The organism is Marinobacter lacisalsi (assembly GCF_042651045.1).
Classification (GTDB): domain Bacteria; phylum Pseudomonadota; class Gammaproteobacteria; order Pseudomonadales; family Oleiphilaceae; genus Marinobacter; species Marinobacter lacisalsi.
Genome location: NZ_JBHSDI010000055.1, coordinates 40,832 through 53,368 on the forward strand (window position 1 = coordinate 40,832; position 12,537 = coordinate 53,368).

The 12,537-nt window shown below is 59.9% G+C and carries 15 protein-coding genes; 14 read left to right on the forward strand and 1 reads right to left on the reverse strand.

The window, feature by feature from the left end; all coding sequences use genetic code 11:
- Window positions 1–2 precede the first annotated feature (2 nt).
- The 14 genes from urtC (at window position 3) to ACFOZ5_RS15210 (ending at window position 11,863) form a co-directional block, all read left to right on the forward strand.
- Window positions 3–1,139, forward strand: a complete 1,137-nt coding sequence (gene urtC / locus ACFOZ5_RS15145; protein WP_379888789.1) for an urea ABC transporter permease subunit UrtC — start codon at window positions 3–5, stop codon at window positions 1,137–1,139.
- A complete protein-coding gene (urtD, locus tag ACFOZ5_RS15150) occupies window positions 1,136–1,960 on the forward strand; it encodes an urea ABC transporter ATP-binding protein UrtD (protein ID WP_379888791.1) in 825 nt (274 codons plus the stop codon). The genes urtC and urtD overlap by 4 nt, the downstream gene beginning before the upstream one ends.
- Window positions 1,960–2,658 (forward strand): urea ABC transporter ATP-binding subunit UrtE, encoded by a 699-nt coding sequence (urtE, locus tag ACFOZ5_RS15155; RefSeq protein ID WP_379888793.1) that lies wholly within the window; start codon window positions 1,960–1,962, stop codon window positions 2,656–2,658. The genes urtD and urtE overlap by 1 nt, the downstream gene beginning before the upstream one ends.
- Window positions 2,655–3,551 (forward strand): urease accessory protein UreD, encoded by an 897-nt coding sequence (locus tag ACFOZ5_RS15160; protein ID WP_379888795.1) that lies wholly within the window; start codon window positions 2,655–2,657, stop codon window positions 3,549–3,551. The genes urtE and ACFOZ5_RS15160 overlap by 4 nt, the downstream gene beginning before the upstream one ends.
- Before the next feature lie 518 nt (window positions 3,552–4,069).
- Entirely contained in the window at window positions 4,070–4,372 is a 303-nt protein-coding gene (ureA, locus tag ACFOZ5_RS15165) for an urease subunit gamma (protein WP_379888797.1), read from the forward strand.
- Window positions 4,373–4,382: 10 nt separating this feature from the next.
- Window positions 4,383–4,688: an urease subunit beta gene (locus ACFOZ5_RS15170; protein ID WP_379888799.1), complete on the forward strand. Its 306-nt coding sequence runs from the start codon at window positions 4,383–4,385 to the stop codon at window positions 4,686–4,688.
- Window positions 4,689–4,850: 162 nt separating this feature from the next.
- A complete protein-coding gene (gene ureC, locus ACFOZ5_RS15175; protein WP_379888801.1) occupies window positions 4,851–6,554 on the forward strand; it encodes an urease subunit alpha in 1,704 nt (567 codons plus the stop codon).
- Window positions 6,555–6,565: 11 nt separating this feature from the next.
- Window positions 6,566–7,093 (forward strand): urease accessory protein UreE, encoded by a 528-nt coding sequence (ureE, locus tag ACFOZ5_RS15180; RefSeq protein ID WP_379888803.1) that lies wholly within the window; start codon window positions 6,566–6,568, stop codon window positions 7,091–7,093.
- Window positions 7,065–7,772, forward strand: a complete 708-nt coding sequence (locus ACFOZ5_RS15185) for an urease accessory protein UreF (protein WP_379888805.1) — start codon at window positions 7,065–7,067, stop codon at window positions 7,770–7,772. Before ureE ends, ACFOZ5_RS15185 begins: the two co-directional genes overlap by 29 nt.
- 204 nt (window positions 7,773–7,976) lie before the next feature.
- On the forward strand, window positions 7,977–8,615 hold the full coding sequence (gene ureG, locus ACFOZ5_RS15190; RefSeq protein WP_379888807.1) for an urease accessory protein UreG: 639 nt from the start codon (window positions 7,977–7,979) through the stop codon (window positions 8,613–8,615).
- A gap of 43 nt (window positions 8,616–8,658) precedes the next feature.
- On the forward strand, window positions 8,659–9,234 hold the full coding sequence (locus tag ACFOZ5_RS15195) for a HupE/UreJ family protein (protein ID WP_379888809.1): 576 nt from the start codon (window positions 8,659–8,661) through the stop codon (window positions 9,232–9,234).
- Between the two features lie 451 nt (window positions 9,235–9,685).
- On the forward strand, window positions 9,686–10,339 hold the full coding sequence (locus ACFOZ5_RS15200) for a PH domain-containing protein (RefSeq protein ID WP_379888811.1): 654 nt from the start codon (window positions 9,686–9,688) through the stop codon (window positions 10,337–10,339).
- A gap of 105 nt (window positions 10,340–10,444) precedes the next feature.
- Window positions 10,445–11,266, forward strand: coding sequence for a DUF2628 domain-containing protein (locus ACFOZ5_RS15205; protein ID WP_379888813.1), 822 nt, complete (start codon window positions 10,445–10,447; stop codon window positions 11,264–11,266).
- A gap of 243 nt (window positions 11,267–11,509) precedes the next feature.
- Window positions 11,510–11,863, forward strand: a complete 354-nt coding sequence (locus tag ACFOZ5_RS15210) for a hypothetical protein (RefSeq protein WP_379888815.1) — start codon at window positions 11,510–11,512, stop codon at window positions 11,861–11,863.
- A gap of 113 nt (window positions 11,864–11,976) precedes the next feature.
- Here ACFOZ5_RS15210 and ACFOZ5_RS15215 read toward each other — a convergent pair whose 3' ends face one another.
- On the reverse strand, window positions 11,977–12,423 hold the full coding sequence (locus ACFOZ5_RS15215; RefSeq protein ID WP_379888817.1) for a reprolysin-like metallopeptidase: 447 nt from the start codon (window positions 12,421–12,423) through the stop codon (window positions 11,977–11,979).
- Window positions 12,424–12,537: the final 114 nt, after the last annotated feature.

Sequence of the window (12,537 nt, forward strand, 5' to 3'; positions counted from 1 at the left end):
TTATGTGGCTTACTAGACCCTTGCAGGAACGCTCGACGCAATTGTTCCTGGGCATCCTGTTCCTTGCCCTGATTGTGGTAACCGTACTGCACCTGGCGCTGCCGGAAGGCAACCCACTGCACGTCTCGGCCTATACCGTCACCCTGTTGGGCAAGTACCTGTGTTATGCGCTGCTGGCGGTGGCCGTGGACCTGGTGTGGGGCTACCTGGGTATTCTCAGCCTGGGCCATGGTGCCTTCTTCGCCCTCGGCGGTTACGCCATGGGCATGTACCTGATGCGCCAGATCGGCGACCGGGGCACCTACGGTGACCCCATCCTGCCGGACTTCATGGTGTTCCTGAACTGGCAGGAGCTGCCCTGGTACTGGCACGGCTTCGACATGGCCTGGTTCGCCTTTGCCATGGTGCTGCTGGCGCCCGGTGCCCTGGCGCTGGTGTTCGGCTGGCTGGCCTTCCGCTCCCGGGTGACCGGCGTCTACCTGTCCATCATCACCCAGGCGCTGACATTCGCCCTGATGCTGGCCTTCTTCCGCAACGAGATGGGCTTTGGCGGCAACAACGGCCTGACCGACTTCAAGGACATCCTCGGCTTCAACCTGCGCACCGACGCCACCCGACTGGGGCTGTTCATTGCCACCGGCATCGCCCTGGCCATCGGCTATGTGGTGTGCCGGGGCATCGTCACCAGCAAGCTGGGGCGGGTCAGCGTGGCCTGTCGTGACGCCGAGGCCCGCACACGATTCCTCGGTTACCGGGTCGAGCGGGTGCAGCTGTTCGTGTTCGTGGTGTCCGCCATGCTGGCGGGCGTCGCCGGCGCGCTCTACGTGCCCCAGGTGGGCATCATCAACCCCAGCGAATTCTCCCCCATCTTCTCCATCGAGATCGTGGTGTGGGTAGCCCTGGGCGGCCGCGCCACCCTCTACGGTGCGGTGATCGGCGCCATCCTGGTGAACTACGCCAAGACCGTATTCACCGGCGTAATGCCGGACGCCTGGCTGTTCGCCCTGGGTGCCCTGTTCGTGCTGGTCACCGTGTTCCTGCCCCAGGGCATCGCCGGCCTGCTGAAAAAGCGCCGCAAGTCCAGGGATGGCGGCGACGGCCCGACTGAATCCACTACCACCGCGGAGGCCACCGCATGAGCATCATGACCGAACTGGCCGCCCGGGACCGGGTCTTCAACTTCCTGACGCCCACCGATTCCCCGGTGGACGTCCGCCACGGCCCGATCCTGTACCTGGAAGACGTCAACGTCAGCTTTGACGGCTTCAGGGCCATCAACAACCTCAACCTCACCATCGACGACGGCGAGCTGCGCTGCATCATCGGCCCGAACGGCGCCGGCAAGACCACCATGATGGATATCATTACCGGCAAGACCACGCCTGATACGGGTTCCGTCTGGTTCGGCAGCCGCCATAACCTGCTCACCATGAGCGAGCCGGAAATCGCCAGCCTGGGCATCGGCCGCAAGTTCCAGAAGCCCACGGTGTTCGAAGCCCTGACCGTGTTCGAGAACCTGGAACTGGCCATGGCGGCTGACAAGCGGGTGTTCCCCACACTGACCGCCACCCTGAAGCCGGAGCATCGCGAGCGTATCGACGAAGTGCTGGAAACCATCCATCTGCAGGATCTGCGGGACCGCCCCGCCGGCATCCTCTCCCATGGCCAGAAGCAGTGGCTGGAAATCGGCATGCTGCTGGCCCAGAAGCCCCGGCTGCTGCTGGTGGACGAACCCGTGGCCGGCATGACCGAACAGGAAATGGAGCGCACCGCCGAGCTGCTCACCAGCCTGGCGGGCAAGCAGTCCGTGGTGGTAGTGGAACACGACATGGGCTTTGTTCGCTCCATCGCCCGCAAGGTCACCGTGCTGCACCAGGGCAGTGTGCTGGCGGAAGGCACCATGGACCAGGTCTCCAATGACCCGGAAGTGATCAAGGTGTACCTGGGGGAGGAAGCCTGATGTTGCAGATTGAGAAACTGAACCAGTTTTACGGCGAAAGCCACACCCTCTGGGACCTGAATCTGGATGTGCCGCAGGGGCAATGCACCTGCGTCATGGGCCGCAACGGCGTGGGCAAGACCACCCTGATGAAATGCGTCATGGGCGAGGAAACCGTGGCTGACGGCAGTATCCGCTTTGCCGACGACGTGGAACTCACCAAACAGCCGCTGGAGCAGCGCGCCCGCCTGGGCATCGGCTACGTGCCCCAGGGGCGCCAGATCTTCCCGCTGCTTACCGTGGAAGAGAACCTGCGCACCGGCCTGGCAGCCCGGGGTGATGGCCAGAAAGCCATCCCCGAGCGCGTCTACGAACTGTTCCCGGTACTCAAGGAAATGAAAAACCGCCGCGGCGGCGACCTCTCCGGCGGCCAGCAACAACAACTGGCCATCGGCCGCGCCCTGGTCCTTGAGCCCCGGCTGCTGATCCTGGACGAACCGGGGGAGGGCATCCAGCCCAACATCGTCACCCAGATCGGCGAAGTCATTCGCCGGCTGATCGCCGAAGACGGCCTGACCGTGCTGCTGGTGGAGCAGAAGCTCCCCTTCGCCCGCAAATTCGCCGACCGCTTCGCCATCATCGACCGGGGCCGCCGCATGGCCGGGGGCGAGATTGCCGAGCTGTCCGATGCACTCATCAAGCAATACCTGACGGTATGACCATCTACCAGCCGCTACCGGAGGTCGCCAACTCCGGCCACCGCTTCGACCAGGGCCGCCACTGGGCCGCCAGCCTGACCCTGGGCTTCGAAGGCCGGCAACAGAACGGCCGCCCGGTCACCCGCATGGCCACGGCCCGGCACCAAGGACCATTGCGGGTGCAGCGACCCTTCTACCCGGAAGGCCGCCATGGCTGCTGCCACGTCTACCTGCTGCACCCGCCAGGCGGACTGGTCAGCGGCGACGCGTTGCAGATCAACGCCACGGTTGGCACCGGTGCCCACGCCCTGCTGACCACCCCGGCCGCCGCCAAACTCTACAAGGCCGACAGCCACGGCGTTGCCTGGGCGCAACACGTGCACCTGACTGTGGAAGACGGCGGCACCCTGGAATACCTGCCCCAGGAAACCCTCGCCTTCGACGGCTCCCGGGGCACCCAGACCACCACCATTGACATGGGCAGCCGCAGCCAGTGCATCGGCTGGGAAGTGCTCGCCCTGGGTCGCCCGGCCAGCGAACTGCCCTTCGCCACCGGCCAGCTGGAGCAACGCTTCCAGCTCACCCGTGGCGGCGTACCCGTATGGCAGGAACGCCAGACCCTGGACCCCAAACACCGCCGCTTCAAAGGCAAATGGGGGCAGGGCGGCCACACCGTACAGGCCACCCTGTGGACCGTGGGCCTGGAAGATGAAGCCGCCGCCATCGAGCAGCTGCGAGCCAAGCTGCCGGACAACCCCCGCTGGGCGGTAACCCGCCGTGGAGGTGTCCTTCTGCTGCGCTACCTGGGCAATGAACGCAACGAAGCCTGGGCCATCTGCCAACAGGCCTGGGAAATACTGAGACCAAGACTGACCGGCCAGCCGGCCCATATACCGAGGATCTGGCTGACGTAGCAGCTAGCGGTCGAGGTAGAGAGTCTGAAACATCATCCCCTCTCCCCTCAAGGGAGAGGGAGCAAAAAGTCGCGAGCCTGCAGCAGAGCGAGCCGGCTAGCAGAGAGCCTGAAATACCGTCCCCTCTCCCCAACGCGGGACAAGCGAAGCGCAGAACAGCCGAAGGCTGGCCCGAAGGGTGAGCACCGAAGGTGTGAATAATGGGCCAGGGTGAGGGGGAGCGCCCGCAGGGCGCCGAGATCGGACTACAGAGTTGCCGACTCCACCCTCACCCCAGCCCTCTCCCCTCAAGGGAGAGGGAGCAAAGAGGCCGCCAGCCTGGGATCAAGACGAGACGAAGCAGAGGGACGAGCAAACACTCCCTCTCCCCAACGAGGGAGAGGGCCGGGGAGAGGGGGAGGCGCCAAAGGCGCCCAAGGTAGCCAACTCCGGAGTGGGGCTCTCCCCCCTCTCCCCAACCCTCTCCCTCCAGGGGAGAGGGGGTAAACAACGAACGCCGGACACATCGGAGCAAAACGATGGAACTGACACCCAGAGACAAAGACAAGCTACTGCTGTTCACCGCCGCCCTGCTGGCGGAACGGCGCAAGGCCAAGGGCCTGAAACTCAACTACCCGGAAGCCGTCGCCCTGATCAGCGCCGAAATCATGGAAGGCGCCCGTGAAGGCCGCAGCGTCGCCGACATGATGAGCGCCGGCCGCGAAGTGCTCACCCGTGAAGACGTCATGGAAGGTGTGGCGGAAATGGTGGACGAAGTGCAGGTAGAGGCAACGTTCCCGGACGGAACAAAACTCGTAACGGTCCACAACCCGATCGTTTAAGGAGATGCAGATGATTCCCGGCGAATACCACATCCAGGACGGCGACATCGAACTCTGCGCCGGCCGCGAGCGCATCACCGTCGAAGTGGCCAACACCGGCGACCGCCCGATCCAGGTCGGCTCCCACTACCACTTCGCCGAAACCAACCCGGCGCTCCGGTTTGATCGAGCCAAGGCTAAAGGCTATCGCCTCGACGTGGCGGCTGGTACGGCGATCCGATTCGAACCCGGCCAGACCCGCGAAGTTACGCTGATCCCGTATTCGGGTGGACGAGAGATCTACGGCTTTCGAGCAGAAGTCATGGGAAAGCTTTGAGGCCTGCAACCAAATTCAGGGCAGACGGTCGGGTAAGGCTTTCCGGGACCTTCGAAAACAGGGACGTTTTCGAAGAGCCTACAGGGACGTATCTACGGCGTGTCCCGGAAAGCCTTACCCGATCGGCTCCTCCCCCCGGAATCCAGAAAGCGAGGCAACAACATGAAAATCAGTAGACAGGCCTACGCCGACATGTACGGCCCCACCACCGGGGACCGCGTCCGCCTGGGCGACACCGAACTGTGGATCGAAGTGGAAAGCGACGCCACCCACTACGGCGACGAAGTGAAATTCGGCGGCGGTAAAGTCATCCGTGATGGCATGGGCCAGAGCCAGCGGGCCGACCACACCGTCATGGACACCGTCATCACCAACGCCCTGATACTCGATTGGTGGGGCATCGTCAAAGCCGACGTCGGCATCCAGCAGGGCCGAATCGCCGCCATCGGCAAAGCCGGCAACCCCGACACCCAGCCGGACGTACAGATCGTCATCGGCCCGGGCACCGAAATCATCGCCGGTGAAGGCAAAATCCTCACCGCCGGCGGCATCGACGCCCACATCCACTTTATCTGCCCCCAGCAGATCGACGAAGCGCTGATGAGCGGCATCACCACCATGCTCGGCGGCGGCACCGGCCCGGCTACCGGCACCAACGCCACCACCTGCACCCCCGGCCCCTGGCACATCGGCAAAATGCTCCAGGCCGTCGACGACATGCCCATGAACATCGGCTTCCTCGGCAAAGGCAACGCCAGCCTGCCCGAGTCCCTGGAGCTGCAACTCAAGTACGGCGCCATGGGCCTCAAACTCCACGAAGACTGGGGCACCACCCCCGCGTCCATCGACAACTGCCTGACCGTGGCCGACAAGTACGACGTCCAGATCGCCATCCACACCGACACCCTCAACGAGTCCGGCTTTGTGGAAGACACCCTGGCCGCCTTCAAGGAACGCTGCATCCACACTTACCACACCGAAGGGGCCGGCGGTGGCCACGCGCCAGACATCATCACCGCGTGCTCCAAAGACTACGTACTGCCGTCGTCCACCAACCCCACACGGCCCTACACCGTCAACACCATCGACGAGCACCTGGACATGCTCATGGTCTGCCACCACCTGGACCCCAACATCCCGGAAGACGTGGCCTTCGCCGACAGCCGCATACGCCGTGAGACCATCGCCGCAGAAGACATCCTCCAGGACATGGGCGTGATCTCCATGATCGCCTCCGACTCCCAGGCCATGGGTCGGGTAGGCGAAGTGGTATGCCGCACCTGGCAGACCGCCCACAAAATGAAAGTCCAGCGCGGCCTGCTGCCGGAAGACGAAGAGCGGGGCACCGACAACTTCCGCGCCAAACGCTACATCGCCAAGTACACCATCAACCCGGCCATCACCCACGGCATCGGCCACGACGTGGGCTCCATCGAAGTGGGCAAACTGGCGGACCTGGTGCTGTGGAAGCCAGCGTTCTTCGGCACCAAACCGTCCACCATCATCAAGGGTGGCATGATTGCGGCCGCACCCATGGGCGACCCGAACGCGTCGATTCCCACGCCGCAGCCAGTCCACTACCGCCCCATGTTCGGCGCCTTCGGCCGTGCCGCCAGCCAGACCCGGCTCAGCTTCGTCAGCCAGGCCGCTTTTGACGCCGGCATCGGCAAGGAACTGGGCCTGCGCAGCACGCTCTCCGCCTGCAAAAACGTCCGCAACGTGCGCAAGGGCGACCTCAAACTCAACGACGCCTGCCCGCACCTGACCGTAGACCCGCAAACCTACGAAGTGCATGCCGACGGCGAACTGCTCACCTGCGAACCGGCCACCGAACTGCCCCTGGCCCAGCGCTACCACCTGTTCTGAGGACTGACCACATGCTGGAACTGACACAACGCATCGAACCCATGGAGCAGGCGGAAATCCACGACACCCTGACCCTGCCGCTGGAACTGCGCATCCGCGGCCGCCTGCGGGCCACCACCGACACCGGCCACGACGTCGGCCTGTTCCTCGACCGGGGCCCGGTCCTTCGCAGCGGCGACTGCCTGCAGGCCAACACCGGCGAGATCATCCGCATAAAAGCAGCGGACGAGCCGGTAGTAACCGCTCACATCGACGCAGGCCTGCCCCTGGCCAGGCTCTGCTACCACCTGGGCAACCGCCACGTGCAACTGGCCATCGGCGTCGAAAGCGACGGCGCCGGCTGGGTCCGCTTTCCGCCAGACCACGTGCTCGAAGAACTGGCCGAACGCCTGGGCGCGACACTGGAACACCACCAGGCACCCTTCGACCCCGAACCCGGCGCCTACGACAAAGCCGGCCGCGACGGCCAAAGCCATGGTCACAGTCACGGCCATAACCACGACCACAGCCATGAACACGGCCATAGCCATGCGCACTGACACCGACCCACAGGCCGACCTGGCCCTGCTGGGCCTGATGCAACTGGTCAGCCCGGCGTTGCCCATCGGCGCCTTCGCCTGGTCCCAGGGCCTGGAAAGCGCCTTCGAACTGGGCTGGGTCAACAACGAACAGGAACTGGGCGAATGGATTGAAGGCGTACTGGAAGACGGCCTCAGCCGCTGCGAACTGCCGCTGCTGAACCGCCTGCAGACCGCCTGGGCAGAAGGCGATGCGCAAGCGGTCGCCCACTGGAACCAGTGGCTCCACGCCACCCGGGAAACCGCCGAACTGGTGGACGAAGACACCCGCCTGGGCGCGGCACTGCTGACGCTGCTCAAAAGCCTGGACCTGGCCCCGAGCAGCAACCTGCTGCCGGCCACCCCCGGCTACGTCACCCTGTTCGCCTGGGCGGCGCACAAACGGCACGTCCCGGTACGCCAGACAATGCTCGGCTTCGCCTGGTCCTGGCTGGAAAACCAGCTGGCGGTCGCCTGCAAAGCACTACCCCTGGGCCATACGGCTGCCCAGCGACTGACCGAACAGCTACGACCACAACTGGTAGTGGCGGTAGACGAGGCATTGGCAAGAACCGACGAAGAACTCGGACCGATATTGCCGGGCCTGGCGCTGGCCAGTGCCTTACATGAAACACAGTACTCCCGATTATTCCGGAGTTAAGAAAAGAGGAGAGCTGCACCAAAGTCCGAAGGCAGTGGGCCGAGATCCCTTTCCGGGACCGTAAAAAACAGGGATGTTTTTTCCGAGCCTACATGGACGTATTAACGGCGTGTCCCGGAAAGGGATCTCGGCCCGCAGCCCACCCCGGAACCCGAAAAGCAGCCTCCGAAACCCAGACAAGAACACCGCATTAGGAGCATCAAAATGAAACACTGCCTGAGAGTAGGAGTAGGGGGCCCAGTAGGCTCCGGCAAAACCGCACTGCTGCGCCAGCTGTGCCTGGCCCTGCGGGACCACTACAACATCGCCGTAGTCACCAACGACATCTACACAAGGGAAGACGCCGACTTCCTCCTCAAACACGAGGCGCTTGCCGCAGACCGCATCCTGGGCGTCGAAACCGGCGGCTGCCCCCACACCGCCATCCGCGAGGACGCCTCCATGAACCTGGCGGCCATCGACGACCTCCAGAGCCGCCACCCGGACCTCGAACTCGTCCTGGTCGAATCCGGCGGCGACAACCTCAGCGCCACCTTCAGCCCCGAACTCAGCGACCTGACCCTGTACGTCATCGACGTCTCCGCCGGCGACAAAATCCCCCGCAAGGGCGGCCCCGGCATCACCAAATCCGACATGCTCATCATCAACAAGATCGACATCGCGGAGCAGGTGCACGCCTCCCTCGACGTCATGGACCGGGACAGCAAAAAAATGCGCGGTGAACGCCCCTTCGTCTTCACCAACCTGTACGACGGGGTAGGGCTGGAAACCATCATCAGCTTCATCCTGGAGAAGGGCATGCTGCCCGAACGGCGCCCGGAAAAGCTAAGCGCTTCCGCCTGATACCAGGCAAGACAACGAATTCAAACTGATCAGGAGTGACGACATGAAACTGACCACCAAACTGCTCACCTTCGCCGCACTGCTGCTGACAGCCTCCACAGCCGCCGCCCACACCGGCCACGGCACCGGCGGCTTCACCAGCGGCCTGTTGCACCCCATGCTCGGCCTGGACCACCTGCTGGCCATGGCCGCCATCGGCTTCTGGAGTGTCCGCCAGGGCGACTTGATGAAAAAGGCCACCCCGCTGTTTGTTGTGGGCGGCATGATCCTGGGCGCTGGTATTGCCTTCGCCGGAATTGCCCTGCCGGGCGTTGAGACGGGTATTGTCCTGTCCGTCATGGTCGCCGGCATCCTTATCGCTGCCATGGCCAAGCTGCCTACTGCTGTGGGTGGTACGCTGGTTGTGGCGTTCATGGTGTTCCATGGCTATGCCCATGGTACGGAAATGCCTTCGGGCGCCATGCTGGCGGCCTACCTGGCCGGGTTCTCCATTGCGACGCTGGGGATTACGTTTGCCGGGCGTGGGTTGGGGGCGCTGCTGATGAAGGCCGACAACCGTGTGGCGCGCGGGGTTGGGGCTGGCCTGGCTGCCGTGGGGGGTTACCTGATGGTGGGTTGATCGCCTGGGAAAACCGGTTTAGAGGTTTTGGCCCGTCCTGGCTTTGCTGGGGCGGGTTTTTTTGTGGTGCTAAAGCTTTAAATCGATTGCCGTTTTACAATGTTTTTCAGAAAGTTCTAACGACATGCTCTAGAGTGAAGTGAACTAATAGTAATAAAGCTAACTTGGACAGCAAAATGGGCTTCGCCGTCACCCTGCAGTCGCCACGGGAAAAGCTTTGGAACCTTGCTCCCCCCTTTCTCTTCGTCGCCGCGACCCAGTCAGCACGGCCCAAAGGCCGGGTACCCGAGGATATTGCTAACGTGTCGCCCCGCCTCGTTCCTGATCGCAAACCCTATCACCTGATCGGCAAAGTGCTTGAGCGCTCTCGCCGGGCAATTTTCTCAACGCGCTTCGCGGATCCAAAATTTTCGCAAGCTTGGCGTTATTCTTCATAGATAGCGAGGAAACAATGGACAATTACGAAAGCTACGCTGAATACACCCGAGAAAGAGATTGGAAATCCATATGCAAGCTAAACGAAATTGAGCTTGACTCATTTGGAACCAAAAAAGAGCTTAAAGCCTTGCCTGAATATCTGGAGCCAAATGAAGTGGTGTTTGCGTTAACATCTGGAATGATGGACCAGACCGATACCTCGAATTCGTTCGATTTTGGTACCAATACATGGCTCGTCGTACTTACCAGTGACAGATTTTTGTTTCTTGACGCTGCAATGCTGACAAGCTCGGTTGACAGCCAAAGTATTCGGCATGACCGAGTGCAGGCTGTATCGGGATCACAAGGTTTCATGTTCGGTAAAATATCTGTTGATTTGGGAAGCAGGATGCTCGTCATTGACAACTGCCATAAGTCAACTGTCAAGGTTATGGCAAGTCTGGCAAATAGGTGGATTAAGGAGTTGGGCGAGAAGAGTGCCTCGCAGACATCATCGCCGGCACCTTCACAAACGCCATTGCTGGATTTGCTTGAAAGGCTCGAAAAGCTGCGTGCTTTAGGAGCTTTGTCAGACCAGGAGTTTAATGATTCGAAAGAAAAACTATTGAGTTCCACTGAATTCAGATCAGAAAAAGATAATCTATTGTCTTCAATTCCAGCGAGCTAGCAATGGCGTCAAGGGAATGAGTGCGAGCCTTGGTGCCAGTGTCAGGAGCGCCTATCCCGTGCCAATAAAAGAAATCTGACGAGTATAAATAAATGGAGCACCCGAATGACTGAAACTGGTTCTATCGATGAAAAAATCACGAAAAATGTAAGCGAAGCCTGGAAGCAGAAGTTTGATATTCTCCGCAGGATCGGTGCGGACGAAGAGTTTATCTACAAGGCCATGGGATCTGAAGAGTACAAGGCGCTTGGCTTCAAGGAAAAGAGCAAGGTTTCTTTTAATATCTGGGGATTCCTGTTCGGTTCATTTTACTACTTCTTCAAAGCAATGTGGGTGAAAGGCGCGATAATCCTTGGGGCGATGTGGGTTCTGGCTGCTTTTCTGACACTCGTCGAAGCCGTTATCGGGGTAGCACTTCCCGCCGTTCTCTATTGGATACCATCAGCAGTAATTTGTGGACAGCTGGCGAACTATGACTATTTTCGTAAAGTCATGCATGATGAAAAGATATGGAGCGGCTTGCCTGGCTTTCTTGCAAAGCCGGCGGGCGCGATCGGGTTCCCATTAGTCGCATTTATTTTATTGGTAGGTATATCAACCTTGAGTCCTGCCTATATCGAGGAAACAGAGCGTCAGACGCTTTCTGACGTTAGCGGTGTTTGGCGTGGTGATTCGGATGGAGCAATGATTACGGTTGATTTGATCGGACAACCAAAAACATTGAGCATTAACGGAACGCGAATACCGGTTACTGTGCAGTCCGTCGATCTGGATAATGATATCGTTACACTTGGTGTGAAGTTGAATAATGGAGAGCGGGTTTCCTGGGCTCTACGTCAACTGTTTGATGACGAAGGGTACTTCACGCTGTTTATGACACTTCACGATGGGACGCAGGATGACCTTTCATTTGTCAGGGATTTATAAGCAGGGATGAAAATCTGAGCAGATTTATTTTTGGAATACCAGAATCCAAACTGAAAAATTCGTCAGTTCCGGTTTTCAAATCGGTAGAGAGGTATCTGGTTAACCTACGTTGATTCTTAACGAAGGGCAACAGCTAGAGGGCTCAGTATGCTGGAGGGGTAAGTCCAGCATACGGTTTAATACGCTATTAGGCCTTTTAGTCGCGCCTATAAATATAAGGCACAACAGTGCATGGAGAAAATGATGACCGATATAGATATTTATAAATTCACCTCTGACGAATTAACTGAAAGCAAGGTATCCGACCTCGTATCGAACAAAAAATCGTTCCAGGTGGTTGCGGTTAAAGATATATCCTTCACAGTAAACAAAATCGAAGGAGCGATAGAAAAGACAGGTCTTCGGTGCAGGGTCTATACAGAATATAGGAGTGCTGCAATAGCGGGCATGGCTGTACCTACAGGCGTCACCCAAGTAACAGGGCTGTTCTCGGCGATTGGTATGGCAGCACATAATTTAGCAACACTTAATCCCGATTATGAAATCGGTAAAAACAAGATGAAAGGCACAGTAACGGTGATCTACAAAAAGGAATAGGTCTGGCCTGAATGGTTTCGAGAATCGGCCCGTCCTGGTCTTCGTTGGGGCGAGCCTTTTCGTGGCCAGGAGGCTATGGGTTTTCGATAGTGACGTTCTCAATGCGAACCGCACTATCCGAAAGCCGGGTCCTTGCCCGTGACGGCAACGCGGGATCGCGACCCGCGCGCAAAACGGAATTTCCTTACCAGCAAACCCATTGCCAACACCGTCCCAAGGAGGAGGCTTCGGGGCTCTGGTACCAGGGTTGGCTCTGCTACCACCGCTATTGGATTTATCTCCATGAAATACTCACTTTTATCCCACTGCAGCAACGAGCTCCTGAGCATTTGCTGGCCCTCGAAAGCAAAAAGGTCGGTCCCGGGTAGTAGAAGTGGGTTCATCAGGTTGCCACCCAGCCTTCTGTGTCTCAGTCCAAATGTGTGGCCAAGCTCATGTGCAATGATTTTGCTGCCATACCGGGAGTTCGCTGCCCAGCGAGATGAGATCATGGCATTGGGCGAGTTCAACTGTGCGCAACCAGCCGCCGGGCCGCTGCCGCAATAGAGGATAGAGTCCACGAAATAGAGGTAAGCGGTCCACTAACTACACCGGCATAGCCTCATCCTGATTCCACGGCAACAGGCCATCCAGATCCTTATCGGTCGCCGCTGATGGCAACTCGCTCAGCACCC